Source organism: Streptomyces sp. NBC_00057 (assembly GCF_045041165.1).
Taxonomy (GTDB): Bacteria; Actinomycetota; Actinomycetes; order Streptomycetales; family Streptomycetaceae; genus Streptomyces.
Genome location: NZ_CP108256.1, coordinates 2505671 through 2531556, shown reverse-complemented (window position 1 = coordinate 2531556; position 25886 = coordinate 2505671). Strand labels below are relative to the sequence as shown.

Genomic DNA, 25886 nt, shown 5'->3' with positions numbered 1-25886 from the left:
TGCCCCGTAGGCTGGTCGGGCTATGACAAAGCCATCCCTCCCCGAGCTCCTCCACGCCGCCGTGACCGCCGTCGGCGGTACGGAACGGCCCGGCCAGGCCGCCATGGCCGAGGCCGTTGCCGAGGCTGTCGACGACAATGCCCATCTGCTCGTCCAGGCCGGCACCGGCACGGGCAAATCCCTCGGCTACCTGGTGCCCGCGCTTGCGCACGGGGAGCGCGTCGTGGTGGCCACGGCGACCCTGGCACTGCAGCGCCAGCTTGTCGAGCGCGACCTTCCGCGCACGGTCGACGCCCTGCATCCGCTGCTGCGCCGCCGTCCCCAGTTCGCCATGCTCAAGGGCCGCTCGAACTATCTCTGCCTGCACCGGCTCCATGAAGGAGTCCCCCAGGACGAGGAGGAGGGGCTCTTCGATCAGTTCGAGGCAGCGGCCCCGTCGAGCAAGCTCGGTCAGGATCTGCTGCGGCTGCGTGACTGGTCGGACGAGACCGAGACCGGCGATCGCGACGACCTCACCCCTGGCGTTTCCGACCGTGCCTGGGCGCAGGTCTCCGTCTCCTCCCGCGAATGCCTGGGCGCCAGCAAGTGCGCGTACGGCGCGGAGTGTTTCGCGGAGCAGGCCCGTGAGCGTGCCAAGCTCGCCGATGTCGTCGTCACCAATCACGCCCTCCTCGCCATCGATGCCATCGAGGGCGCCCCCGTGCTTCCGCAGCATGAGGTACTGATCGTCGACGAGGCCCATGAGCTGGTCTCCAGGGTCACCGGAGTGGCCACCGGCGAGCTCACCCCCGGCCAGGTCAACCGCGCGGTGCGCCGAGCGGCGAAGCTGGTCAACGAGAAGGCCGCTGACGCCCTGCAGACCGCGTCGGAGGGCTTCGAGCGAGTGATGGAGCTGGCGCTTCCCGGTCGTCTGGAAGAGGTCCCCGAGGACCTCGGCTACGCACTGCTGGCCCTTCGTGACGCCGCGCGTACGGTGATCTCGGCCCTGGGCGCCACCCGGGACAAGTCCGTCCAGGACGAGGACGCCGTCCGTAAGCAGGCACTCGCATCGGTGGAGACGATTCACGGCGTCGCCGAGCGCATCACCCAGGGCTCGGAGTACGACGTCGTCTGGTACGAGCGTCATGACCGTTTCGGCGCCTCTGTGCGGGTCGCCCCGCTCTCCGTATCCGGACTTCTGCGCGAGAAGCTCTTTGCCGAGCGGTCCGTCGTCCTCACCTCGGCCACGCTCAAGCTGGGCGGGGATTTCAACGGGGTGGGGGCGTCGCTCGGACTCGCTCCCGAAGGCACTGCGGGCGACGACATTCCGCAGTGGAAGGGGCTCGACGTCGGGTCTCCGTTCGACTACCCGAAGCAGGGAATCCTGTACGTCGCCAGGCATCTGGCCACGCCCGGTCGGGAGGGTTCTCGCACCGACATGCTGGATGAGCTCGCCGAACTGGTGGAAGCGGCGGGCGGGCGCACCCTCGGGCTGTTCTCGTCCATGCGGGCGGCCCAGGCCGCCGCCGAGGAACTGCGCGGCCGGCTCGACAAGCCGATCCTGCTGCAGGGCGAGGAGACCCTCGGAGAGCTGATCAAGAACTTCGCAGCCGATCCCGAGACCTGCCTCTTCGGCACGCTGTCGCTCTGGCAGGGCGTGGATGTGCCCGGGGCCAGCTGCCAACTGGTGGTCATGGACAGGATCCCGTTCCCGCGTCCCGACGACCCGCTGATGAGCGCACGCCAGAAGGCGGTCGAGGAGGCCGGAGGCAATGGGTTCATGGCTGTCGCGGCGACGCATGCCGCGCTGCTGATGGCACAGGGCGCCGGCCGGCTCGTACGGGCCACGGGCGACAAGGGTGTGGTCGCGGTGCTCGATCCGCGCCTGGCCAACGCCCGGTACGGCAGCTATCTGCGCGCCTCGCTGCCCGATTTCTGGTACACCACCGACCGCAATCAGGCGCGCCGCTCACTCGCGGCTATCGACGCGGCAGCCAAGGCCAACGACCAGTAGCCCACCCTGGGTGCCGGGCGGCACATGCAGGGCCCCGGGATCGGCGCAGTGGATCCCGGGGCCCGGTCGGAACCGGCGAGTCTTCACACCCGCCGCAGCACCGCCACCACCTTGCCGAGAATCGTCGCCTCGTCGCCCGGGATCGGCTGGTACGCGGAGTTGTGCGGGAGCAGCCACACATGGCCGTCCTCCCGCTTGAAGCGCTTGACCGTGGCCTCGCCGTCCAGCATGGCTGCCACGATGTCGCCGTTCTCCGCGACGGGCTGGCGGCGCACGGTGACCCAGTCGCCGTCACAGATCGCCGCCTCGATCATCGAGTCACCGACGACCTTGAGGACGAACAGTTCTCCGTCACCGACCAGCTGGCGGGGGAGCGGGAAGACGTCCTCGACCGATTCCTCGGCGAGGATCGGGCCACCGGCTGCGATCCGGCCGACCAGCGGCACATACGACGCTGCGGGCTTTCCCGTTGTGTCGGTGGGCTGCGAGCTGGGTTGGTCCGAACCGCGGACCTCGTACGCCCGCGGGCGATGTGGGTCGCGACGCAGGAAGCCCTTGCGCTCCAGGGCCATCAGCTGGTGGGCGACGGAGGACGTGCTGGACAGGCCCACCGCCTGACCGATCTCCCGCATCGAGGGCGGGTAGCCGCGCCGCTGCACGGAGTCCCGGATCACCTCGATCACTCGCCGCTGCCGGTCCGTGAGCCCCGAGCTGTCCGCCCGGATACCTGGAGGTCGGCCGGGCAACGAGCGCGCCGGGCGCACGGGCTCTGGCCCCTCCGTGTTCGTGACTGAGTCATTCATGGCATGCACCGGCTCGAGTCGGCTCTGGGAGCGGTCCTGCGCAGTGATGGTGGCACTGTCTGCGGTGGTGGTCACGTCGGCCCCTCTCGAATGGTCTCCCTGGACTGGACAACGGTAGTAGCTTTCGAAAGGTTGCGCCAAACACACGTTCGAGTGAAAAACGAATAAAAGTCTGCCGTGTGTTCACTGCTGGGTGTATGCGCAACGGCTGGAGCGACCCGACCGACCCTGCTTGGGTCGAACTCTTGGGTCGACCGGCAATTCGGGCTATTACGGTAGCGTTCGCCGGCGCGGCGTCGCCGCGCGGGGTGGTCTCCGCGTCGTTGTCCGAGTCTGACAGCAGGAGCCCCGCAATCCTGGCAGCCGCGCGGTTCCCGTAACCTCGTGCTCGGCCGTACGCTGCCTGCGGTCCGCCCGCAATGCGCGACACGCGCTAGGGCTGAATGAGCGGCCAAACCCAAGATCTAGTGGTTGGATTGTTTCAGCCGCCCAGAAGTTGTGGTCCCCCGTCCGTCGGGGGTGCGGCCATCGCCTATGCTTGTGACTGCTTCGAGGGGCCCTGGCGGGCCCTGAAGAGGCTATTCAGTCGTGCTGTGAAGGAGGGTTGGGAGCCATGCACTGCCCCTTCTGCAGGCACCCCGACAGCCGGGTCGTCGACAGTCGCACCACCGATGACGGCACGTCGATCCGCCGTCGCCGTCAGTGCCCCGACTGCTCCCGCCGTTTTACGACGGTGGAGACCTGCTCGCTGATGGTGGTGAAGCGCAGCGGTGTGACCGAACCCTTCAGCCGTATCAAGGTCATCTCCGGCGTGCGCAAGGCATGCCAGGGGCGGCCGGTCACCGAGGACGCCCTCGCCAAGCTCGGCCAGCGGGTCGAGGAGGCAGTGCGTGCCACCGGTAGCGCCGAGCTGACCACCCATGACGTGGGTCTGGCCATTCTCGGCCCCCTGCAGGAACTCGACCTCGTCGCGTACCTGCGTTTCGCGTCCGTGTACCGGGCGTTCGACACACTTGAAGACTTCGAGGCCGCCATCGCGGAACTTCGCGAGCGGCGGCCTCCCGTGGAGGAGCGCGGGAGGGGCGAGACCCTTGAGGTCCCCGTTCCCGCCGTCGCCGCCGACTGAGCGACACCGGCCGATCGGCACAGGTCCGCGGATCGGCGACAGGGCGGCTGTATATAGACCCGCTCCGGGTGCTGTGCGTGGCACCCGAAGCATCAGAGACAGACTGTGCCCCGGGAAGTTCTGGGCACTTCAGGGCGTTTTTGCCCACATATGGGAGGCGGCATGACAGAGACGGCGAGCGGCCCGGCACGAGGTTCCCGAGCCAAGGGAACCAAGTCGAGCAAGGGTCTGCGTATCGAGCGCATCCACACCACCCCCGGCGTACATCCGTACGACGAGGTGGCGTGGGAGCGCCGTGACGTCGTCATGACCAACTGGCGCGACGGCTCGATCAACTTCGAGCAGCGTGGCGTCGAGTTCCCCGACTTCTGGTCGGTGAACGCGGTCAACATCGTCACCAGCAAGTACTTCCGCGGGGCCGTCGGCACCCCGCAGCGCGAGACCGGTCTGCGACAGCTCATCGACCGGATCGTGAAGACGTACCGCAAGGCCGGTGAGGACCACGGCTACTTCGCCTCTCCCGCGGACGCCGAGATCTTCGAGCACGAGCTGGCATACGCCCTCCTGCACCAGATCTTCAGCTTCAACTCGCCGGTCTGGTTCAACGTCGGAACGCCCCAGCCGCAGCAGGTCTCCGCCTGCTTCATCCTGGCCGTCGACGACTCCATGGAGTCGATCCTCGACTGGTACAAGGAAGAGGGCATGATCTTCAAGGGCGGTTCCGGCGCCGGCCTGAACCTCTCCCGTATCCGCTCCTCCAAGGAACTGCTGTCCTCCGGGGGCAACGCCTCCGGCCCGGTCTCCTTCATGCGCGGTGCCGATGCCTCCGCCGGAACGATCAAGTCCGGTGGCGCCACCCGACGCGCGGCCAAGATGGTCATTCTCGACGTCGACCACCCCGACATCGAGAACTTCATCGAGACCAAGGTGAAGGAAGAGGAAAAGATCCGCGCCCTGCGCGACGCGGGCTTCGACATGGACCTGGGCGGCGACGACATCACGTCCGTCCAGTACCAGAACGCCAACAACTCGGTCCGTGTGAACGACGAGTTCATGAAGGCCGTCGAGTCCGGCGGCAAGTTCGGGCTGCGCGCCCGGATGACCGGTGACGTCATCGAAGAGGTCGAGGCCAAGTCCCTCTTCCGCAAGATGGCCGAGGCGGCCTGGGCCTGTGCCGACCCGGGCATCCAGTACGACGACACGATCAACCAGTGGCACACCTGCCCGGAGTCCGGCCGGATCAACGGCTCGAACCCCTGCAGCGAGTACATGCACCTGGACAACACCTCGTGCAACCTGGCCTCGCTGAACCTGATGAAGTTCCTCAAGGACGACGGCAAGGGCAACCAGTCCTTCGAGTCCGAGCGCTTCGCCAAGGTCGTCGAGCTGGTCATCACCGCGATGGACATCTCCATCTGCTTCGCCGACTTCCCGACCCAGAAGATCGGCGAGAACACCCGCGCCTTCCGCCAGCTCGGTATCGGTTACGCCAACCTCGGCGCCCTGCTGATGGCGACCGGCCACGCGTACGACAGCGACGGCGGCCGGGCCCTCGCCGGTGCCATCACCTCGCTGATGACCGGCACCTCGTACAAGCGCTCCGCCGAGCTCGCCGCGGTCGTCGGTCCGTACGACGGCTACGCCCGCAACGCCGAGCCGCACCAGCGCGTCATGAAGCAGCACGCCGACGCCAACGCCGCGGCCGTCCACATGGACGACCTGGACAACCCGATCTGGGCCGCCGCGACGGAGGCCTGGCAGGACGTGATCCGCCTCGGTGCGAAGAACGGTTTCCGCAACGCGCAGGCCTCGGTCATCGCCCCCACCGGCACCATCGGTCTCGCGATGTCCTGCGACACCACCGGCCTCGAGCCCGACCTCGCCCTGGTCAAGTTCAAGAAGCTGGTCGGCGGCGGCTCGATGCAGATCGTCAACGGCACCGTCCCGCAGGCCCTGCGCCGCCTGGGCTACCAGGAGGAGCAGATCGAGGCGATCGTCGCCCACATCGCCGAGCACGGAAATGTGATCGACGCCCCCGGTCTGAAGACCGAGCACTACGAGGTCTTCGACTGCGCGATGGGCGAGCGTTCCATCTCCGCGATGGGCCACGTGCGCATGATGGCCGCGATCCAGCCGTGGATCTCCGGCGCGCTCTCCAAGACGGTGAACCTGCCGGAGACGGCCACCGTCGAGGACGTCGAGGAGGTCTACTTCGAGGCGTGGAAGATGGGCGTCAAGGCGCTCGCGATCTACCGCGACAACTGCAAGGTCGGCCAGCCCCTCTCCGCGAAGACCAAGGAGAAGGGAAAGTCCACAGCGGACGCAGTCACGGCCAAGGCCGAGGAGACCATCCGTACCGCGGTCGAGAAGGTCGTCGAGTACCGCCCGGTCCGTAAGCGCCTCCCCAAGGGCCGTCCCGGCATCACCACCTCCTTCACGGTAGGCGGCGCCGAGGGCTACATGACCGCCAATTCCTACCCGGACGACGGTCTCGGCGAGGTCTTCCTGAAGATGTCCAAGCAGGGCTCCACTCTCGCGGGCATGATGGACGCCTTCTCCATCGCAGTCTCGGTCGGTCTGCAGTACGGCGTTCCGCTGGAGACGTACGTCTCGAAGTTCACCAACATGCGCTTCGAGCCGGCCGGTATGACGGACGACCCGGACGTGCGGATGGCGCAGTCGATCGTCGACTACATCTTCCGCCGCCTCGCGCTGGACTTCCTGCCCTTCGAGACCCGCTCGGCACTCGGCATCCACTCGGCCGAGGAGCGCCAGCGGCACCTCGACACCGGTTCGTACGAGCTCTCCCTGGAGGACGACGAGCTGGACGTCGAAGGCCTGGCCCAGTCCGCCCCGGTGCGGACGGAGCCCCTGAAGGCGGTGGCCGCCGTGCAGGAGGCCGAGAAGCCGGCCCCGAAGACGGCGCACACCTCGGCGGAGCTCGTCGAGATGCAGCTGGGCATCAGCGCGGACGCGCCGCTCTGCTTCTCCTGCGGTACGAAGATGCAGCGCGCCGGATCCTGCTACATCTGCGAGGGCTGCGGCTCGACCAGCGGTTGCAGCTGACACCGGGCGCCATCGCGTGGGACACAACGTCCGACGTAGCCTGCGCGCCTAGCTGATCAGCAGCTCGCACGAAGGGGACCGACCGATGGTCGGTCCCCTTCGTCGTGCCGCAGCCCCTGGGCAGGGACGGGACGTGTGCTGCGTGGACCGCGTCCTGTGACGTGTCACGTTCCGGGCGTACGGCTTCCCATCATTCCGGCGAACGAATCGGGGTCGCCATCGAAGCCCCGGACCGATCCGTGGAACTCCCAGCTGCCGGAGGCACCGCGGATGAACTCGGCGACGGATGCCGCGGTGGCGGCGCCGACCGCGGAGAAGTCGTTCTCCGCGAGATTCGTGTAGCCCTCCCGGATCTGAACGCCGGTGTTCGCTATTTCGGCGAATGTCCTGCGGCCGTCGCGCTGCTGAATGGCGACTCCGACGACGACCCGGGTGTACGTGGTCGACAACCGGTCCAGTTCCAGAGTCATGACCTCGTCGAAACCGAGGCCCTGGCCGGTCCTGCTGTCGCGGTTGAGAGTGATGGTGCCGTCCGGGGAGCGGCTGTCGAAGTGCACGAGATATGCAGGGCGGCCGTACGGCGCCTCCGCGAGGTAGGTCGCCGCGATGATGTCGAGGTCATGGGTCGGGGCACCCGGAGGGCTGGGATCCCATTTGAGCCTGACTTCGGCCTTCTCTATGTCCTTGTTGGGCGTGCTCATCGGACTTGCCTCCCTGGCTTGCCGTTGGGCCGTCGTCGGGCTGTTCAGACCACCCGATCATGTCCGTAACCGGCCGTGGATCCAACCGGCTTGGCCGTAAGCGACGGAATCGGGCCACTGCCGGTTCGGCGGTTCAGTGCGGAATCCGGCGCGGTGGTCTCTGGCGGACCTCTTCCCGGAAGATCTCGATGGCGCTGCTGACCTGTCGGATGAGGTGGGTGTGCTCGATGCGGTCGAGATAGAGGCAGTTGCGGGCCACTCCGTCCAGCTCGAAGGCGAAGCAGAGCGTCATCAGAGGGTTGATGAAGAGTTCGCTGTCCCGGGTGCGCGAGGTGAACTGGGCGTTTCCGAAGGCTCCCTGGACCGCTGCGGCAATCGACCCGTTGACGATGCTGGGGTGGTCAGGAGTGTGGTGCTGAGCGTGTGCCACCGCATCGACGAAGAGGGCGCCTTCGCGTGTCGTACGGGATATGGAGAATGCGCCGAGGAAGGAACCGTCGCGTTCGAGGGTGGCGATGTTCTCCAGTACGAGGCCGTGGCTCACCCCGTGATAGGCGTCGATACCGAAGCCGATGGACACAACCAGGCGTTCCCGTACGTCGATTGCCGCGAGTGCCGCGACGCTGGTCAGGTCCTCCTCCGGTGTGCCGAGGCCGGATTCGTCGCCGCGCATCAGGATGTCCGTACCGCCGTCGACCAGGACGACCGCATCGATGTCGTACTTCTCGATCAACGCCCGGTAGGCGGCGCGCAGCGGTTGCACGCCCACTCGGGAGAAAGCGTGCACACTGCTCGGGTAGCCGTGCAGGGCGAGCCACTGGGCGAGGGTGCGTTCCGGGAAGTAGGCCTGGTGGAGGGCCGTTTCGGGGGTGATGGCGGCGACGTCCGGCGCGAGCCAGGCGTCGAGGGGCAGCCCTTCGAGAGCGCTGAACGACAGATTGGCGAGTTGGACGTGCTTGCCCTGGTGGAGCAGGGAGAGCGCGATGGGGAGCCCCGCATAGATGTCGAAGCCGCCGCCGGCCCCTGCGACGAGGATGCGTTCTGCGGATTCGAGTCGGGAGAACAGGGAGTTGGTGTGCAACGAGGCCATGGAGATCATTCTGCGATTCACGGCCATTGATTCGGGCGTACTCCGGCAGAGCGTGACCCTTACCACGTTCGGCACCGTACGATGGCGCGGTGCTGGTCAAGTGGATTCGTTGCACCGTGGTGGACCGTCGAGGTTTTGAACGGGGACAGCGAAAGTGGGCGGGGCTGCTGGGTGAGCCGGGGTTCAGGGGACAGGGCGGCGGGTGGAGTCGAGGGCGTCCGGAAGTGGCCCACGTCTTTACTTTCTGGGAGAACCGCGTCTTCTACGACTCGTTCATGGCGCGCGCGCACGACCGACTGGCTGCCGAGCAGTCCGGCACGTACAGCAGCATCCAGGTCAAACTGTTCGAGTACCGCTTCGATGTGAAGACCGGCTTTGAGCCCCGCTTCACCGATGCGGATGTTGTCAGGGTGGCGCACAGCAAGGTGCACGAGGACCGGGTCGAGCATTTCGCGTTGATGCAGGAGCGGGTGTGGAATCCGGCAATGGCCGGATCACCGGGCATGCTGCGAGGGGTGTTCGGGGAGGCGTCGGGGCACGAGTTCCTCGTGTTGTCCATGTGGCAGTCGAGCGCCGAGCGTGGCAAGTATCGGGCGGGGAGCATTGAGCGGCTGACTCAACGGGCGCGGACCGAGGACGATGTGACGGCGGTGGCGGGAGACGTCGTGCAGCTTGAGCCGTCCTGGACGGTGTGATCGGCCGACACGGAGCGGTGCGGCGGGGACAGTGCGCCGGGGGCGATGCGGCTGCTGATCAGGCAGGTTCGGCCGAGATGGGCGGAGTGCTGAAGACGCTCGCTCGGGCAGCAACCAGGGCCGCGTCGGCAGCCCGGTCGGCCAGCGTCTCGTCGATGGGCTCGCAGGTGATGAACAGTCCGGAGAACAAGGGCGAGGCCACGGCCCTGACCAGCGTTTCCGCCTCCGTGTGCCGGTCCAGTTCGTTGCGCGCGACGGCGCGCGCGACGATCACGTCGCAGCGGGCGAACCGCTCCGAGTAGAAGGCGCTCAGCGCTTCGGCGGCGCGCTGGGACTGGAAGGCCGCGGCGGTGAACGCGGTCGGTGCGGCCGCTGCGGCAGGATCCGTGAAGGCGTCGGCTGTCGTGTGCGCCAGGGCGCGCAGATCTCCTTCCAGGCTTCCGGTGTCGGGCGCCGCCCAGCTGTCCTCTCCAGCCGGGTCCAGGGCGTCCACGACGAGCCCTTCGAGGTTTCCTCAGCGGCGGTAGAGGGTCGTCTTGTGGACGCCGGAATGCTCCGCGAAGTATTCGACGACCTCGCAAGCGTCTGGAGCGTCTGAGGGAGGAGCCCGTCCCCAGGCCTCCGGACCCGTTGCGCTTCACCGCTCGGCCTACGGCCGGCGCGACCGAAGGGGAGCTGGTGTCCCTGACGGGCATTACGGGTCGGTGCTCGGATCGCAGTCGACCGGCTCTGCGTGGCGGCAGGCGACAGACTGCTGATTCACGGCGGCAACGGAGGCTTTCGTGCGGACTGTTCCGGTCCCGGGATCTTCAGGTGCCGGTCGGATCGCTTTCCGCGGGCCAGCAGACGGCTCGCCCTCGCCCGTCTGCTGGCCCGGCCCGCGGACCTGCTGCTCGACGAGCCCGCGAATCATCTGGCACTCGGACTCGTGCAGGAGCTGGAAGAAGCTCTGACCCTCCGGGGCGCGCTGGTGGTGGTCTCCCACGACCGGCTGCTGCGCCGCCGCTTCACCGGCGACATTCGTCGGATGGAGTCCCGACAACTGCTCGAATGAGCCGCAGTCGATCTACGGTCGGTACATGGCACGACCGCAACGCATTGTCCTCGTCCGGCACGGGGAGTCCGAGGGCAATGTCGATGACACGGTGTACGAGCGTGAGCCGGACCATGCGCTGAGGCTCACCGCCACAGGGCTGCGGCAGGCCAGGGAGGCGGGCGTGCGGCTGCGCGAGCTGTTCGACGGCGAGCGGGTCAGTGTGTACGTCTCGCCCTATCGCCGCACGCACGAGACGTTCAGGTCCTTCGGGCTGGACCTTGAGCGGGTGCGTGTGAGGGAGGAGCCGCGGCTGCGGGAGCAGGACTGGGGGAACTGGCAGGACCGGGACGACGTGAGGCTGCAGAAGGCATACCGGGATGCGTACGGTCATTTCTTCTACCGCTTCGCGCAGGGAGAGTCCGGGGCCGATGTGTACGACAGGGTCGGGGCCTTTCTGGAGAGTCTGCACCGCAGCTTCGAAGCCCCAGACCACCCGCCGAATGTTCTGCTGGTCACGCACGGACTGACCATGCGTTTGTTCTGCATGCGCTGGTTCCACTGGTCAGTGGCAGAGTTCGAGTCACTGTCCAATCCGGGCAATGGGGAGACCAGGACGCTCATACTCGGAGAGGACGGGCGCTACACCCTTGACCGGCCGTTCGAGCGCTGGCGTACCCCTGAGCCGTACGGCATCACCGGATAGAGTGGAAGTGCGATGACAACCGCTGACTCTGCTTCCGACCAACGATTCGAACGCGCCCTGGCGAGCCTGCGAGGGCTGTCCGTGGGGGACGCACTGGGTTCCCAGTTCTTTGTGCCCGCCAACTATCCGCTGCTGAAGCAGCGCGAACTCCCCCCCGGCCCCTGGCAGTGGACGGACGACACCGAGATGGCCTCGTCGGTGCTGGCCGTGCTGGTGGGTCACGAGCGAATCGACCAGGACGCGCTCGCTCGTTCCTTCGCCGAGCATCATGACTTCGACCGGGGATACGGTCCTGCCGTGAACCGGCTGCTCAGGCTGGTACGGGAAGGCGGCGACTGGCGGGAGCTGGCGTCGGCGCTGTTCAAGGGCCAGGGCTCCTGGGGCAACGGCTCGGCGATGCGCATTGCGCCGCTCGGCGCCTGGTACGCGGACGACCCGGAGCAGGCCACACACCAGGCCGAGATCTCCTCGTACCCCACGCACCAGCATCGCGAGGCGGTCGTGGGCGCGATGGCCGTCGCGGCCGCAGCCTCGCTGGCGGCGGCGACCGCGGGACCACCCACCCCGACAGAGCTCCTCGACGGCGTGATCGCACTCGTACCGCGCAGCGCGGTCGGTGCCGGACTGCGCCGGGCACGCGACATGCTCGACTACGGCGATGCCGCGACGGTTGCCGCGGTCCTCGGCAACGGCCGACGTACCAGTGCGCATGACACCGTTCCGTTCGCCCTCTGGTCGGCGGCGCGGAGCCTTGGCGATTTCGAGCAGGCTTTCTGGCTGACGGCCCAAGCAGGCGGCGACGTCGACACGACCTGTGCGATCGTCGGAGGGATCGTCGCAGCGGGCAAGGCGGGCGCACCGCCTGCCGACTGGTCGGCACAGACGGAAGAGCTGCCGGACTGGCTCCCGCGATAGTCCGGGGGCGACGACAGCGCCGCCCCCGATGCGGCCGCGCCAGCCGGGCCACCCGACTGTCACGGTACTGCCACAGCCCTTCCTCACGCGGTCGGAGACAGTAAGCGGAGGCTACTCTTTCGGCCACGCCGCCCTCGGTGATCATCCTGACGGGTGTGCACCGAAATGAGACGCCGGGGTGCCCCGCGCTGCCCAGCGGCGGTGCGTGCAGACCCCGGTGAGGGAGGGGTCCCATGTCCGATCACACGTCAGAAACGCCCCGGCAGGAAGATGCCCCAGAGCGGTCCGAGCCGTCGGGTCAGGCTGGGACGTCCGAGCCGACCGCATTGTCGAAGGCCCCGCTGCCGGAGCCTCGCGGAGTCGCTCCCGAGCCGCCGAAAGTACCGGCGTACGCGCAATCGGGCAGGCAACAGCATCCGCCCAACCCCTGGCAGCCAGGCCAACCCCAGGCCCCGGCGCTCTCGCGGCTGCGCCCGGCCAGGCCCGCCATCATTCAGAGCGCGACGCTCTACTCCGTCCTGGCCACCGCGATACTGAGCGCCCTGCTGCTGGGTGACGGCCTCGGCCTGAATCTGCTGATCGTCGCGGTCCCCGCCGCGCTCGCGGCCTTCTTCGCCGCACAGGCGGCCGGTCGCCGCCTCCGCTCATGGACAGCTGTCTGGGCGGTCGGTGGCTTGGCGCTCCTCGCCGTCCCGGCCCTTCGGGACGCCGGATGGCCCACCTTCCTCGCCGTTGTGTCGGCCGTCGCACTGGGCTCACTCGCCCTGCACGGCAGTCGCAGCTGGCTCGGGGTGTTTCTCGGCTCACTGGGCCTGTTCAGCTCCATCGCCGAGGGTCTGGCCTGGGGCGGGCGAGGCGTGCGCGAGCGGATGGCGGGCTCCCGAGGCCGGTTGGGCGTGGTATTCCGCACCACCGCGGTGGCGGTCGTCCTGCTCATCGTGTTCGGGGCACTGTTCGCAAGCGCCGATGCCGCCTTCGCCGATGTGCTCGGCAATCTGATACCCGATGTGTCGGTGGGCGGCATCCCCTGGCGGTTGTTCCTCTTCGTCGTCGGCCTGATCGGTGCGCTCGCCGCCGCGTACACCGCAGCTGCCCCGGTGCGCTGGGACGGCATCGCCGTTCGTCCGGGGAAGGCACGTGGGCGGCTGGAATGGGCCCTGCCGCTCATCGTGCTGAATCTGCTGTTCGCCGTCTTCATCGCCATCCAGCTCACTGTGCTGCTCGGCGGATACGACAAGGTGATGACAGAGACCGATCTCAGCTACTCCCAGTACGCCCGGCAGGGTTTCTGGCAGCTTCTCTGGGCCACACTCCTCACGCTGTTGGTGATCGCACTCGCCCTGCGCTGGTCCCCTCGTGGACGGGGGAGCGACCGCACTCTCGTCCGTAGCGTGCTCGGCGTGCTCTGCCTGCTCACCCTCATCGTCGTGGCGTCCGCGCTGAGGCGCATGGACCTGTACGTCGATGCGTACGGTCTGACGCGGCTGCGAATATCCGTGGCAGCGGTGGAACTCTGGCTGGGCGTGGTGCTCGTCCTGATCATGGCGGCCGGAGTGTTCGGCGCCCGCCTGCTGCCGCGCGCTGTGGCTGCGAGCGCAGCCGTCGCCGTGCTCGCGTTCGGGCTGATCTCGCCCGACGGGCTGATCGCGGAGCAGAACGTTCAGCGGTACCGCAACGACCACTCGATCGACATCGACTACCTCCGAGGCCTGTCGGCCGACGCCGTACCCGCCCTGGACGCACTGCCCGAGCCGCTCCGCTCCTGTGCCCTCATGGACATCGAACGGTCGCTGCGAGACTCCGACGATCCCTGGTACGCCACCAGCTGGGGCGAGGCGCGGGCCCGGGACATTCTGAGAAAGCGGAGTTCGAACGATCTGGCGCAGGCATGCAACGCTTCGCGTACGAGCGGCGGAGGCAGTGACCGCGGCGGTGACGGAGACGATCCGTACGACCCCTACGACCCGTACTGACGTGGGCTGACCCGCACAGGTGCAGGCCGAGCGACCGCGGTGCGAGCGGGCACCTGCTGTGTGTCCGCCGCTCCGGCTCGGCGCTGCGTTCCGTGCTTCACGAATGTGATGCATTCACTGCTGAGCGCCTCAGCTGGTGATCCTCAGTCGTGTTCTCCTGGCGTCGGCACAACGCTTCGTGGGCACCGCCTTCGTACGCACAGCTCTTCGGACGCATGTACCGCAGCAAACTGAACGCCGGGGCCCATGACCGTGCCGCAATCCGCTCTGCGGCTCGGTGTGCGGCTGGGGCGGCCGTCGGGCGCCCCGGGGTGTTGTCGGCGTTCCCATCGGCGTACGCTGACAGGCGCCATGCCGTACGAACCACCCACGCACACCGTCGAGCGCTCACTGCGCGCTACCACTGGTGCCAAGACCGTCGCCGGTGTCGACGAGGTCGGACGCGGAGCGTGGGCGGGACCGGTCACTGTGTGTGCGGCCGTCACCGGCCTTCGCAGACCTCCCGCCGGACTCACCGACTCCAAGCTGATCAGTCCCAAGCGCCGCGCGGAGCTGGCCCCGTTGCTGGAGCGCTGGGTCACCGCGTTCGGTCTGGGTGATGCCTCTCCGCAGGAGATCGACGACCTGGGGATGACGGCTGCACTGCGCCTCGCCGCTGTGCGCGCCCTCGAAGCCCTGCCGGTGCGGCCCGACGCGGTGATACTCGATGGCAAACACGATTACCTGGGACGGCCCTGGCAGGTTCGCACAGTGATCAAGGGCGACCAGTCCTGTATCGCGGTTGCGGCTGCGTCGGTGATCGCGAAGGTCCGACGGGACACGATGATGGCCGAACTGGGCGCGGATTCCGGCGAGTACGCCGCCTTCGCCTTCGGCGCCAACGCCGGTTACCCGTCGCCCGTGCACAGGGCCGCGCTGGAGGAGTGGGGACCCACACCCCACCACCGCCTCTCGTGGTCCTACCTCGACGCGCTGCCCAAGTGGCAGCACCTCAAGAAGGTCCGCTTCTCCGCCGAGGCGGCTGCACTGGAAAGCGGGGGCCAACTCGGCTTCGACTTCTGATCGCGCACATGTACCCACCCGCTGATGCCTTGCGTGTCGGCGTTTGATAGACAACCACCCATGCCTCTCATCCCCGAGGAGCCTCAGATTCACGAGAGCGTCCAGGGTCCCCGCGTCATTCCGGCCGCAGGCCGCACCGCGTCGACCCCCCGTCCTGTACCCGGTCCGCGTTCAGCGGCCATGCCGCGCCCCGGTCGCCCGGGACCCGGCCCCGCGAGGCCCGCGCCCCCGGCGCAGCGTCCGCACTCCAGCTCCGGCCAGCCGCAGGCGGCCCGGCCGGAGAATCGTTCCGCACCACAGATCCAGCTGATCCCCGCCTCGGCTGCCGACGCACTCGACGCTGCCGACGAAGCGGTGGACCTGCTGCTCGACTCCGGACGCGCACCGGGCGACATCCTGGTGCTCACCACTGGTGAGCAGCACCCGTGGGCAGCGCACGAACTCTCCTTCGGCGAGGCCGCCTACTGGGCGCAGCACGAAGCCGGCGACGACGTCTTCTTCGCCGGTGCCGCAGCCACGGAGCGGGTGAAGCCCCGCCCCGTGGTGATCGTCGCCGTCAACGGTGACGGCGGTGACGGCATTGCCGGCGCACTGTCCGGTGCGCAGGAACGCGCCGGTGCCCTGCTGATCGTGTGCGGGGACCCGCAGCGGATCAACGCGGTGCTCGGCGTCGGCGTCTGATCCGTAGGGGACAAGGGCCGTGGTGACCCGGCTGCCCGACAGGGCGGCCGGGTCCGCAACCACGGGTCAGCGTGCCGCGGTGCGGCGCAGCGCCTGAGCCGCACCGCCGCCGGTGCGCAGCGGGACCGGATCGTGGTCGAGAGATGTGTCGGCAAGAGCGGACAGCTGCGATGTCGAACTGGGCCGACGCCCGCCCCGGCCCTCGCCCAGCACCTGCCAGCCGCCGCGGGTCAGCGTGATGTACGCGCCGCACCGAAGGCCGTGCAATGTGCAGGCGTCCCGCAGGCCCCACATCCACGCTCCGTCCTCCTCCGTCCAACGCTCGTCGCCCTCGCGGCAGTAGAGCAGTACTGCGGTACGGACAGGTGTGCGGCGGCGCAGGTCGTGCGGGATGACCCGCCGCAGATGTGCCAGCAGCGCGTTGCGGAACTCCCAGCCGTCCGCGGCTATGGAGCGGCGGGCGAACGAGGCGCTGGCCGTGAGGCGTTCCTCATGGTCGAGTACGGCGACGACAGCGGTCGCCGGGGCCGGCCGGTGCCGGGCGTGCAGGCCGCTGACGACCTCGCGGGGACTGCGCAGCAACGGTATGCCCGCTTCGGCCCACTCGGCCGGTTCGAGCATCCTGGCAAGGCGGTTGGCGGAATCGGCAGATGCCGAGGACGCCGACATCGAAGTGGCTGCGGACGGAGCGAATCCGAAGGTCACGATCCTCCCTTCGCATACGCGCCCACGGTGCGGGCAGGGTCGGGTGAGGGTGCACCGCGGCACAGCCCTTCCGGGCCGCGAAAGGGCCGTGCGGGGAGCGGTCCAATTCTTGCTGGCGTATCGGCAGGCGGCAACGAGCAATTGGCGCAGCTGACGGGAATCAGCCGGAATGACTCTGATATCCCTGCCCACGCCGTGCCTGGATGACGCTTCCTGTCACGCCTGAATGGCAAGGACCAGCGGAAACACTCCCTGCGCCCCGGCCCGGCGCAGCAGCCGCGCGGCCACGGCCAGTGTCCAGCCGGTGTCCGAGAGATCGTCCACAAGCAGCACGGGACCGCCTGCCGCGGCCAAGGCGTCGGCCAGCTCGGGCTCCACGACCAGTGCTTCGTGCAGAGCCCGGAGCCGCTGTGCGCTGTTGGGCTGCGAGATCCGTACCCCGGCGGCCGCCGGTGCATAGGCGACGCTGCCGAGCAGGGGCATCCGGCCCACCTCGGCGATGCGGCTGCCGAGTGATTGGATGAGCTGCGGCTTGCTGCGCGAGGCGATGGTGACCACCCCGACCGGTCGGGGCGCGGCGTCCTCCGCCCCGGATGCCCATCCCCCGGGCCCCCTGGCCCAGTCGGCCAGCACGCTCACCACCGCGTTGGTCACGTCGTCCGGCACGGGGGCATCCGGTGTCTGCGCCGCCAGCATCGGGCGCAGCCGGTTGCCCCAGCCGATGTCGGAGAGCCGGCCCAGTGCGCGGCCGGTGAACGACAGTTCTCCGGCAGGAATACGGCCCTTGAGATCGATGCCCACGGCGGCGAAACCGGTCGGCCACATCTTGCGGGGCTCCACCTCCACGCCGGGCCTGCCGAGTTCGCCCCGCGCACCGTCCAGGGCCGCATCGGACACGTGGTCGTCGAAGCGGGCTCCCGCGCAGTTGTCGCAGCGCCCGCATACGGTTGCCTGCTCGTCGTCCAACTGGCGGCGCAGGAACTCCATCCGGCAGCCGGTCGTCGTCGCGTAATCGCGCATCGCCTGCTGCTCGGAGTCCCGTTGGCGGGCCACCCAGGTGTAGCGCTCGGAGTCGTACACCCAGGACTCACCCGTGGCGATCCAGCCGCCCTTGACCCGCCTGACCGCGCCATCGACATCGAGCACCTTCAGCATGGTCTCCAGCCGGGTGCGTCTCAGGTCGACCAACGGCTCCAGAGCCGGCAGTGAAAGCGGTCGGCCGGCCTGGGCGAGAGCGTCGATCGTCCGCCGAACCTGCTCCTCGGGAGGGAAGGCAACCGATGCGAAGTACTGCCAGATCGCCTCGTCCTCCTTGCCCGGGAGCAGCAGCACCTCCGCATGCTCGACACCGCGGCCCGCGCGTCCCACCTGCTGGTAGTAGGCGATGGGGGAGGAAGGCGAGCCGAGATGAACGACGAAACCCAGGTCGGGCTTGTCGAATCCCATGCCCAGCGCGGACGTTGCCACCAGGGCCTTGACACGGTTGGCAAGGAGATCGTCCTCGGCCTGCTGACGGTCGGCATTCTCGGTGCGGCCGGTGTAGGACGCCACCGTGTGCCCGCACTGGCGCAGATATGTGGTGATCTCCTCGGCGGCCGCGACCGTCAGCGTGTAGATGATCCCCGAGCCGGGGAGTTCCGACGTCGGTAGTCGGGCCGGAAGGCATGGCCCCAGTCGGAAATGCAGTGCGCCTCGTCGACCACGAGCAGCCCGGTCGCGGCGGCAAGCCGGGGAAGGACCTGATCCATGAAATCGGGATTGTTGAGCCGCTCGGGGCTACCGAACAGGGAGGGCATTTGCATTCCAGGCGGAATTGGGGCCCTGACTTGGGTAAACATGTCGATCTGGGGTGGTAGTGGTCGAGTGCTCGCGCCTGGCTGTCCTTGATCGGTGCGTGGCCAGTGGACCGCTTGCGAGGGGATTGTCACTCAGGGTGAGTTGGTCGATTGTCAGTGGTATCGGGTTGCATGGGGGCATGACCAACCTGGAGCTCCGTGCTGAAGCCGATGCCATCCTCGCTGAGCTTGTCGGCGCCCCTGGGGGTTCGGCGCGGCTGCGGGAGGACCAGTGGCAGGCGGTGGCAGCCCTGGTGGAGGAACGTCGACGGGCCCTGGTGGTGCAGCGCACCGGGTGGGGTAAGTCGGCGGTGTACTTCGTTGCGACTGCTTTGCTGCGCCGGCGTGGCTCCGGGCCGACGGTGATCGTCTCGCCGCTGCTGGCGTTGATGCGTAACCAGGTGGAGGCGGCGGAGCGGGCCGGTATCCGGGCGCGGACGATCAACTCGGCGAATCCGGAGGAGTGGGTCTCGATCTACGACGAGATCGAGAGTGGCGCGACCGACGTTCTCCTCGTGAGTCCGGAGCGTCTCAATTCTGTGGATTTCCGGGAGCAGGTGCTGCCCAAGCTGGCGGCCACGACCGGTTTGCTGGTGGTCGACGAGGCGCATTGCATCTCGGACTGGGGCCACGACTTCCGGCCCGACTACCGTCGGCTGCGGGCCATGCTCGGGGATCTTGCCCCGGGTGTTCCGGTGCTGGCCACGACGGCGACGGCGAACGCCCGGGTGACGGCGGATGTGGCTGAGCAGCTGGGCACCGGCGCGAGCGAGGCCCTGGTGCTGCGGGGCTCGCTGGAGCGGGACAGTCTGCGGCTTGGCGTCGTCAGGCTGCCTGACGCGGCTCACCGGCTGGCGTGGCTGGCCGAGCATCTGGACGAGCTACCGGGCTCCGGGATCATCTACACGCTGACGGTCGCCGCGGCCGAGGAAGCCACGGCCTTCCTGCGGCAGCGGGGCTTCAAGGTGGACTCCTACACGGGGCGGACGGAGAACGCCGACCGGCTCCAGGCCGAGGCCGATCTGCAGCAGAACCGGGTCAAGGCGCTCGTGGCCACGTCCGCGCTGGGCATGGGATTCGACAAGCCCGACCTCGGTTTCGTGATCCACCTTGGTTCGCCGTCTTCGCCGATCGCGTACTACCAGCAGGTGGGCCGTGCGGGGCGTGGGGTGGAGCACGCGGAGGTGCTGATGCTGCCGGGCAAGGAGGACGAGGCGATCTGGCGCTACTTCGCCGACACGGCCTTCCCGCCCGAGGCCCAGGTCCGCCAGACCCTTACGGCCCTCGCTGAAGTGGGGCGTCCGCTGTCCGTGCCGGCCCTGGAGGCGGCGGTGGATCTGCGGCGCACCCGGCTGGAGGCGATGCTCAAGGTCCTCGACGTGGATGGGGCCGTCAAGCGGGTGAAAGGCGGCTGGGAGAGCACCGGGCAGCCTTGGACGTACGACACCGAGCGGTACGCGTGGGTGGCGCGGCAGCGGGCCGCTGAGCAGCAGGCCATGCGTGACTACGTCAGCACCTCCCAGTGCCGGATGGAGTTCCTGCGCCAGCAGCTCGACGACGAAGGCGCGGTCCCATGCGGGCGGTGCGACAACTGCGCCGGCGCCTGGATCGGCTCCTCCGTCTCAACCGAAGCACTGACGGGAGCCGAGAAGGAACTGGATCGCCCGGGAGTGGAGGTCGAGCCGCGCCGGATGTGGCCGACCGGCATGCCCGCCCTCGGCATCGACCTCAAGGGCCGCATCCCCGCCGGCGAGCAGTGCTCCACCGGCCGGGCCCTGGGCCGCCTCTCGGACATCGGCTGGGGCAACCGCCTGCGCCCCCTCCTGGCCGAGAACACCCCCGACGGCCCGGTCCCCGACGACGTCCTGAATGCCGCGGTCGCCGTCCTTGCCGACTGGGCACGCTCGCCGGGCGGCTGGGCACCGAACGTCCCGGACGCCTCCGCCCGGCCGGTGGGGATCGTTGCTGTGCCGTCCCTGTCCCGCCCGGAACTGGTCGGCTCCCTCGCCCAGGGAATCGCGACCATCGGCCGTCTCCCCTACCTCGGCACTCTGACGTACGCCGGGCCGGACAGCGCTCACGCGGCACGCCGCAGCAACTCGGCCCAACGCCTCAAGGCGTTGTCCGGCACCTTCACCGTCTCCGAGGAGCTGGCTGCTGCCCTGGCCAGTTGCCCCGGTCCCGTGCTGCTCGTGGACGACTACACCGACTCCGGCTGGACCCTCGCAGTCGCTGCCCGACTGATCCGCCAAGCAGGCAGCGAACAGGTTCTTCCGTTGGTCCTCGCTGCGGCCAGCTGAGCTTCCCTCATCGGGATCCTTCTTGTCAGCCAGGGCGGACGTCAGCCACCATTTCGGCCGCTTCAAGGTCTTGGATGGGTGGCGTGCCCCGGTGATGGTCGTTGTGGTTACGGTACTTCGCTGCTGTGCTGCTACCTACGATGACCAGCGAGACGGACGCGCCAGCGTCCGCGTACGCACCGTCGGCCTTTGCCCAAGTCGGTGAATTCAAGAACCGATCAGGGGGCAGCCCTTACTGCGGCACGGTCACTGCCAAGTCTGCCGTGGACCTAGGACACAGCCTCCGGCGTAAGCCTTGTCGGAGCAAGAAGAAGGTCGCTGTGTCAGCGGCCGAACCGTGCCGCCAGCTCGCGTTTGAGGACCTTTCCACTGGGGCCGAGCGGGAAGCCGTCGACGAACTCCACCACCCTCGGATACTTGTACGCTGCCAGTTTCTGCCTGCTCCAGGCCACGATCTCCCCGGCCAGTTCCGCGCCGGGCACCGCCCCGGGCCGCACGGACACCACCGCGCACACCTCCTCGCCGTGCCGCTCGTGCGGCACGCCGATAACCGCCACCTGCACGATCGCCGGATGCCGCATCAGCACTTCCTCCACCTCGCGCGGATACACGTTGTACCCGCCGCGGACCACCATGTCCTTCTTCCGGTCCACGAGGGAGAGATAGCCGTCGGAGTCCTTCACACCGAGATCACCCGAGCGGAACCAGCCGTCGACCAGCACCTCGGCCGTGGCCTGCGGCCGGTTGAGATACCCGGCCATCACGTTGTGGCCGCGGATGACGACCTCGCCCAGTTCACCGGCCGGGAGGAGCTCGATCCGGCCCTCCACGTCGGCCCTGGCGATCTCCACGTCGACGCCCCAGATCGGTCTGCCCACCGTGCCGGGCCTGCACGGCCAGGCCTTCTGGTTGTACGCCACGACCGGAGACGTCTCGGTGAGCCCGTAGCCCTCGTAGATCGGGCAGCCGAAGGTCTCCTCGAACTCCTCAAGCACGGTCACCGGCAGCCCCGAGCCGCCGGAGAACGCGCGGTCCAGACGCGGGCGCAACCGCGCGTCCTCGACGGCCGCGAGCAGGGCGATGTACATCGTGGGGACGCCCATGAACACCGTGCAGCCGTGCCGCACCATGAGGTCGAGCGCCCCCGGGGCGTCGAACCTCTCCATCAGCACCAGCGTCGCGCCCGCCCGGAAGCAGGTGGCCATCCCGCAGATCTGCCCGAAGGTGTGGAACAGCGGCAGGCAGCCGAGGAGCAGGTCGTCAGGACCCAGGTCGAACGGGGAAAGCATGGTGGTGCCGACGTTCATGACCACATTGAGGTGAGTGAGCATCGCTCCCTTGGGCCGGCCCGTGGTGCCCGAGGTGTAGAGGACCACCGCGATGTCTTCGGGCATGCGCGGCACCAGGCGGTCGAGGGGCGCGATGTCCCGGGCGAGCGCGTCGAGACGGGGGCGACCGCTGCTGCCCTCGTTCTCCATGACCGTGAGCAGCGGCACCCCGGCCACCTCCGCGCCCTTGGCGCCCTCGTCCAGCAGGGGCTCGGCGCACACCAGCGCCTTTGCCTCGGAGTCGCTGAGGACGTAAGAGATCTCGTCGGCCTTGAGCAGGGCGTGCACGGGCACCGCCACCGCGCCGAGCGCGAGCACGCCAAAGTACGCCTTCGGGAAATGAGGCGTGTTGGGGAGCAGCAGCGCGATCCGGTCACCGGGCCCGAAGCCATAGGTGCACAGCACCGCGGCGTACTGCCTCGCCTCGTGCCACAGCTGCCGGTACCGCAGCTCCTGGCCGCCGAAGACGATGGCCGGATGGTCCGGTCGGCGTTCGGCGGACTCGGCGAGCACGGCCGCCAGCGACATGGTCCCGCTCACCTCCGGCTCCACGCGTCCGCGCGCAGCGCCGCCTTGTCGGGCTTGCCGGTATGGCCGAGCGGAATCTCGTCGTAGTACCTGATCTCCACCGGCGCGTGGTTGGACGAGAGCTCACGGCTCACCTGGCCGCGCAGCTGGTCCGCCGTGGTGGCCGCACCCCCCCGCAGCACCACCGCCGCATGGACATGCTCGACCTGGTCCTCGTCCGCGACGCCGAACACCGCCGCCTGAACCACGTCCTGGTGGGTCAGCAGCGCGTTCTCGACGGCCGACGGATGCACCTTGATGCCCCTGGTCTTGATCACATCGGCCAGCCGCCCCTGGAGATGGACGTAGCCGCGCTCGTCGAGACAGCCCAAGTCGCCGGTGTGCAGCCAGCCGTCACGGATCGTGCGCGCGGTGAGCTCCGGCGCGCCCCAGTATCCGAGCATCGCGTACGGCGAGCGGACGCAGACCTCCCCGACCTCGCCGGAGGGCAGGTCGCGATGGTCGTACGGGGCGCGGATGCGGACCTCCGCAGCCGTCGGCCGCCCGGCGGTGGCGAGCAGGCTCGCGTCGTGGTGGTCGGCCGGACTCAGCTCGCTGATGGGCCCCACCTCGGTGGTCCCGTAGGTCTGCGCGAGCACGTCACCGAACACCTTCACCGCCTCGGCCAGCCGCGTCGGTGACGCGGGGCAGCCCGAGTACGTCAGCGTCCTCAGGCTCGACAGGTCGAAGGCGCCGGAGGCTGCCTCGTCGAGGAGCATGTACAGCTGCGGGGGAGAGACCGTCATCCGCGAAACCCGGTGGGTCTCGACCGACGCCAGGGCCCCGGCCGGGTCGAAGCCCTCCTGCAAAACCACCGTGCCTCCGGAGACCAGCGCCATGTCGGCGACCGCGCCGCTGGTGTGGCTGAGCGGTAACGTGGACAGGTACACCGTCCGTGCGTCCTTGGGCAGCCCCGTGACGGCCATCTGCCGTACGCCGAAGGAGACCGTGACACCCTTCGGGGCGCCGGTGGTGCCGCTGGTGTAGGTCACCGTGGCGGGATCGTCGGGGGCGATATCGACGTCCGGCGCTTCGCCGGGGCTGCCCCCGCCGTCCGCGTCGAGATCGAGACTGCCGGTCAGGTCGAGCACGTCATTGCCAAGAGCGCCGAGACCGGCAAGGTGAGGTGCCTCGGTCATACCGCCACACAACTCCCGTGCGAGGGCAAGGTGTTCCTTGTCGACGGCCAGCAGGGTCGTCCCGGTCGCCGCGAGAATCCGGCGGCGGGCCTCGGTGCTGATGCGGTCCAGCGGGTCGACGGCGTTGGCGGTCTGCAGATGCACCACCATCGCGCCGATGAGGTTCGCCGCGTACCGCAGGATCAGCGTGGCGGGCGTGTTGGTGACGGTCAGCAGACCGACGACAGTCCGGCCATTGTTCCGTGCGCTCAGCTCGTTCCTGCGGCGGTCCAGAATCTGTGCGGAGGACGTCACCGAGTAGATGAACTCCTCGGCGGTGACGGGCTTGCCCTGCCACCACAGCGCCACCCGCTCGGGGTTGACGGACAGCTCTCTCAGAATCTCACGGACGTAATTGCGACCGACGTTCCTCATGCTCACCGCGAACTCCCGTCAGGCAGGCCGTTTACCGAATTCAACTGCAGCCGCCCACGAGTGCGCTCTTCCGCCAGTAACTGAACCCGGTGAACTGTGGGTTACCGGGTCTTCGAATTTAGTGGGGGTGCGCCTCTCGTCGACTCCGGCGGGTGGTTGCACAGCGTGAGCGCAGGCGTTGGTTGGCGCGGTTCCGGAAGCCGAAGGCGTTGCGTGCTTCGAGCTTGATGAGGCGGTTGTTGCCTTCGGATGCGGCGTTGGTGATTCCGGTGGTCAGGTAGGTCTCGATGCCGTCCCACCACTGCTCGACGGTCTCGGCGAGGGTGACGAGTTCGGGCAGGTGGGCGCGGTCGGCGACGTGGGCGAAGAAGCGGTGGCGGGCTGTGGAGATCGCGGAGTGGTTGGGGGTGACGTGGGTGCGGCTGACGGCCAGGTCGAGGAGGTCGCGCAGGAGTTCCTTGGCCTGCCAGGCCGCGTGGATCTGTCGGCCGTAGGTGCCCATGTACTCCAACTCGGCCTTGAGGAGGCTGCGTTGGTCTTCGGTGAGGTCCTCTTTGTTGCGGCGCAGGAGTCTGCGGACGGTGTAGATGCCGTCGCCTTTGCGGGCCCGGCGGCCGTGCTGCCGCCAGGTGAGGCGTCGGCGCAGGTCGGCGAGGTGGCGCTGGGTGAGCTGGACGATGTGGAAGCAGTCGACGACCACGGCCGCGTGCGGCAGGGTGCGGTGGACGGCGGTGCGGAAGGTGGAGCACAGGTCGATGGCGACGTAGCGCACCTGTGCCCGCCAGGCGGCGGGCTGGGAGGTGAGCCAGTCGGCGACCGAGGTGGCGTTGCGGCCCTCGGCCTGGCCGAACAGCCCTTGTCCGCCGATCGCGTCGACGAAGCCGATGTGCCAGGCGTCCGCGAGGAGTTCCCACTTGTTGGTGGCCGGGTTCTGCTTCCATACCGGTTTGCCCCGCCGGGTCTCGTCGATCCCGATCGCCGAGGCCGCGGGTCGCGTCTCGGGCAGGATCGTCGCGGCGTAGTCCTCGAAGCATCGCTGCACGATGGGCCAGCTCAGGTGCAGGTCACGGCTGGCCTGCACGACGGTGCGAGAGCCGTCGCAGACCGCGGCCCCCGCCGCCCGGCGCAGGGCGGTGGTGGTGCGCATCCCGGCGGGCACCACGTGTATCGCCTCGGTGAACGAGCCGCGCGGGCAGGCGGGTTCGGCGCAGTGCCAGCGCGCCTTGCGCCACCGGACGCCCACCACAGGGCAGGTGCCTGGGCCGGGTTGTGCGGTAGTCCTTCAGCCGGGTGGCGAAGACCCCGCATGAGGGGCAGGCCCGGGCGGAGTCCTCGGCCGTGACGACGTACACCGTCGAACCGCCCGATCCATCGTCCTTGACCTTGATCACACTCACCCCCTCCAGCCCAAGAAGTCGCGTTGCCGCCTCGTTGATCCCGGTATCGTCGATGTTCAAGCCCGTGGGGTTTCGTGATCGGTTGCGTAGAGAACAACCATGATCACGAAGGCCCGCGGGCTCCTTGCGTCCGGGGCTCCAGCTCCCCAACCGCCTCACGCAACGTGACCAGCGAGCCCGCCCGTCACCGCCGCGCCCCCATCAGTTCGAAGACCCGGGTTACCCGCCGCTGGACGGGTCGCACGCCGGTGGTCAGCGGGTTACCCGGCGCTTGACGGCACGGAGATAGCTTTCCGGAAAATCGAGAAGCCCGGCACAGTCGGCCCCTGACACCGCTACGGCAAAAGAGAGTGAGTA

19 protein-coding genes and 2 pseudogenes are annotated in these 25886 nt (G+C 68.6%); 11 read left to right on the top strand and 10 right to left on the bottom strand.

What is annotated here, in order from left to right; genetic code table 11:
* The first annotated feature begins 22 nt into the window (after positions 1–22).
* Positions 23–1993 (top strand): ATP-dependent DNA helicase, encoded by a 1971-nt coding sequence (locus OG953_RS11815; protein ID WP_405684042.1) that lies wholly within the window; start codon positions 23–25, stop codon positions 1991–1993.
* Positions 1994–2076: 83 nt separating this feature from the next.
* Here OG953_RS11815 and lexA read toward each other — a convergent pair whose 3' ends face one another.
* Positions 2077–2871 carry a transcriptional repressor LexA gene (gene lexA, locus OG953_RS11810; protein ID WP_093898912.1) on the bottom strand — a complete coding sequence of 265 codons (795 nt, stop codon included), beginning with the start codon at positions 2869–2871 and terminating at the stop codon, positions 2077–2079.
* Between the two features lie 538 nt (positions 2872–3409).
* Between lexA and nrdR the strand changes: the two genes are divergently transcribed.
* Together nrdR and OG953_RS11800 are read left to right on the top strand one after the other, a co-directional pair.
* On the top strand, positions 3410–3922 hold the full coding sequence (gene nrdR, locus OG953_RS11805) for a transcriptional regulator NrdR (RefSeq protein ID WP_405684040.1): 513 nt from the start codon (positions 3410–3412) through the stop codon (positions 3920–3922).
* Between the two features lie 162 nt (positions 3923–4084).
* The gene (locus OG953_RS11800; RefSeq protein ID WP_405684039.1) at positions 4085–6988 is read left to right on the top strand and encodes a vitamin B12-dependent ribonucleotide reductase; all 2904 of its coding nucleotides are present in this window, start codon (positions 4085–4087) and stop codon (positions 6986–6988) included.
* A gap of 164 nt (positions 6989–7152) precedes the next feature.
* On the opposite strand, the gene OG953_RS11795 is transcribed toward OG953_RS11800, so the two are convergent.
* The gene (locus OG953_RS11795) at positions 7153–7689 is read right to left on the bottom strand and encodes a TerD family protein (RefSeq protein ID WP_405684038.1); all 537 of its coding nucleotides are present in this window, start codon (positions 7687–7689) and stop codon (positions 7153–7155) included.
* 133 nt (positions 7690–7822) lie between these two features.
* Entirely contained in the window at positions 7823–8779 is a 957-nt protein-coding gene (locus OG953_RS11790; protein WP_405684036.1) for a DUF1152 domain-containing protein, read from the bottom strand.
* A gap of 89 nt (positions 8780–8868) precedes the next feature.
* Between OG953_RS11790 and OG953_RS11785 the strand changes: the two genes are divergently transcribed.
* The gene (locus OG953_RS11785; RefSeq protein ID WP_405684035.1) at positions 8869–9474 is read left to right on the top strand and encodes a YdbC family protein; all 606 of its coding nucleotides are present in this window, start codon (positions 8869–8871) and stop codon (positions 9472–9474) included.
* 58 nt (positions 9475–9532) lie between these two features.
* Here the strand turns inward: OG953_RS11785 and OG953_RS11780 are convergent, their stop codons facing one another.
* Positions 9533–9967, bottom strand: a complete 435-nt coding sequence (locus OG953_RS11780; RefSeq protein ID WP_405684034.1) for a TetR-like C-terminal domain-containing protein — start codon at positions 9965–9967, stop codon at positions 9533–9535.
* 240 nt (positions 9968–10207) lie between these two features.
* On the opposite strand from OG953_RS11780, the gene OG953_RS11775 reads away from it, so the two are divergent.
* The 6 genes from OG953_RS11775 (at position 10208) to OG953_RS11750 (ending at position 15844) form a co-directional block, all read left to right on the top strand.
* A complete protein-coding gene (locus OG953_RS11775) occupies positions 10208–10528 on the top strand; it encodes a hypothetical protein (protein ID WP_405684032.1) in 321 nt (106 codons plus the stop codon).
* A 25-nt stretch (positions 10529–10553) separates the two neighbouring features.
* Positions 10554–11213, top strand: coding sequence for a histidine phosphatase family protein (locus tag OG953_RS11770; protein WP_405684031.1), 660 nt, complete (start codon positions 10554–10556; stop codon positions 11211–11213).
* Between the two features lie 12 nt (positions 11214–11225).
* Entirely contained in the window at positions 11226–12128 is a 903-nt protein-coding gene (locus OG953_RS11765; protein ID WP_405684029.1) for an ADP-ribosylglycohydrolase family protein, read from the top strand.
* 233 nt (positions 12129–12361) lie between these two features.
* Positions 12362–14101 carry a DUF4153 domain-containing protein gene (locus tag OG953_RS11760; protein WP_405684028.1) on the top strand — a complete coding sequence of 580 codons (1740 nt, stop codon included), beginning with the start codon at positions 12362–12364 and terminating at the stop codon, positions 14099–14101.
* A gap of 351 nt (positions 14102–14452) precedes the next feature.
* Complete coding sequence (locus tag OG953_RS11755; RefSeq protein ID WP_405684027.1) at positions 14453–15163, top strand: ribonuclease HII; 711 nt, start codon at positions 14453–14455, stop codon at positions 15161–15163.
* 60 nt (positions 15164–15223) lie between these two features.
* Positions 15224–15844 carry a hypothetical protein gene (locus tag OG953_RS11750; protein ID WP_405684026.1) on the top strand — a complete coding sequence of 207 codons (621 nt, stop codon included), beginning with the start codon at positions 15224–15226 and terminating at the stop codon, positions 15842–15844.
* A gap of 66 nt (positions 15845–15910) precedes the next feature.
* Here the strand turns inward: OG953_RS11750 and OG953_RS11745 are convergent, their stop codons facing one another.
* Positions 15911–16549 (bottom strand): hypothetical protein, encoded by a 639-nt coding sequence (locus OG953_RS11745; protein ID WP_405684024.1) that lies wholly within the window; start codon positions 16547–16549, stop codon positions 15911–15913.
* A 216-nt stretch (positions 16550–16765) separates the two neighbouring features.
* A pseudogene (locus tag OG953_RS11740) lies at positions 16766–18336 on the bottom strand (helicase-related protein); the annotation flags it as partial.
* A gap of 188 nt (positions 18337–18524) precedes the next feature.
* On the opposite strand from OG953_RS11740, the gene OG953_RS11735 reads away from it, so the two are divergent.
* Positions 18525–20684 carry a RecQ family ATP-dependent DNA helicase gene (locus OG953_RS11735; protein ID WP_405684022.1) on the top strand — a complete coding sequence of 720 codons (2160 nt, stop codon included), beginning with the start codon at positions 18525–18527 and terminating at the stop codon, positions 20682–20684.
* A 323-nt stretch (positions 20685–21007) separates the two neighbouring features.
* On the opposite strand, the gene OG953_RS11730 is transcribed toward OG953_RS11735, so the two are convergent.
* The 4 genes and pseudogenes from OG953_RS11730 to OG953_RS11715 all read right to left on the bottom strand — a co-directional run.
* Positions 21008–22540 carry a long-chain-fatty-acid--CoA ligase gene (locus OG953_RS11730; protein WP_405691780.1) on the bottom strand — a complete coding sequence of 511 codons (1533 nt, stop codon included), beginning with the start codon at positions 22538–22540 and terminating at the stop codon, positions 21008–21010.
* Positions 22541–22548: 8 nt separating this feature from the next.
* On the bottom strand, positions 22549–24132 hold the full coding sequence (locus tag OG953_RS11725) for an AMP-binding protein (RefSeq protein WP_405691778.1): 1584 nt from the start codon (positions 24130–24132) through the stop codon (positions 22549–22551).
* Between the two features lie 118 nt (positions 24133–24250).
* Positions 24251–25378, bottom strand: a complete 1128-nt coding sequence (locus tag OG953_RS11720) for an ISL3 family transposase (protein ID WP_405684021.1) — start codon at positions 25376–25378, stop codon at positions 24251–24253.
* A gap of 25 nt (positions 25379–25403) precedes the next feature.
* A pseudogene (locus OG953_RS11715) lies at positions 25404–25484 on the bottom strand (hypothetical protein); the annotation flags it as partial.
* Positions 25485–25886: the final 402 nt, after the last annotated feature.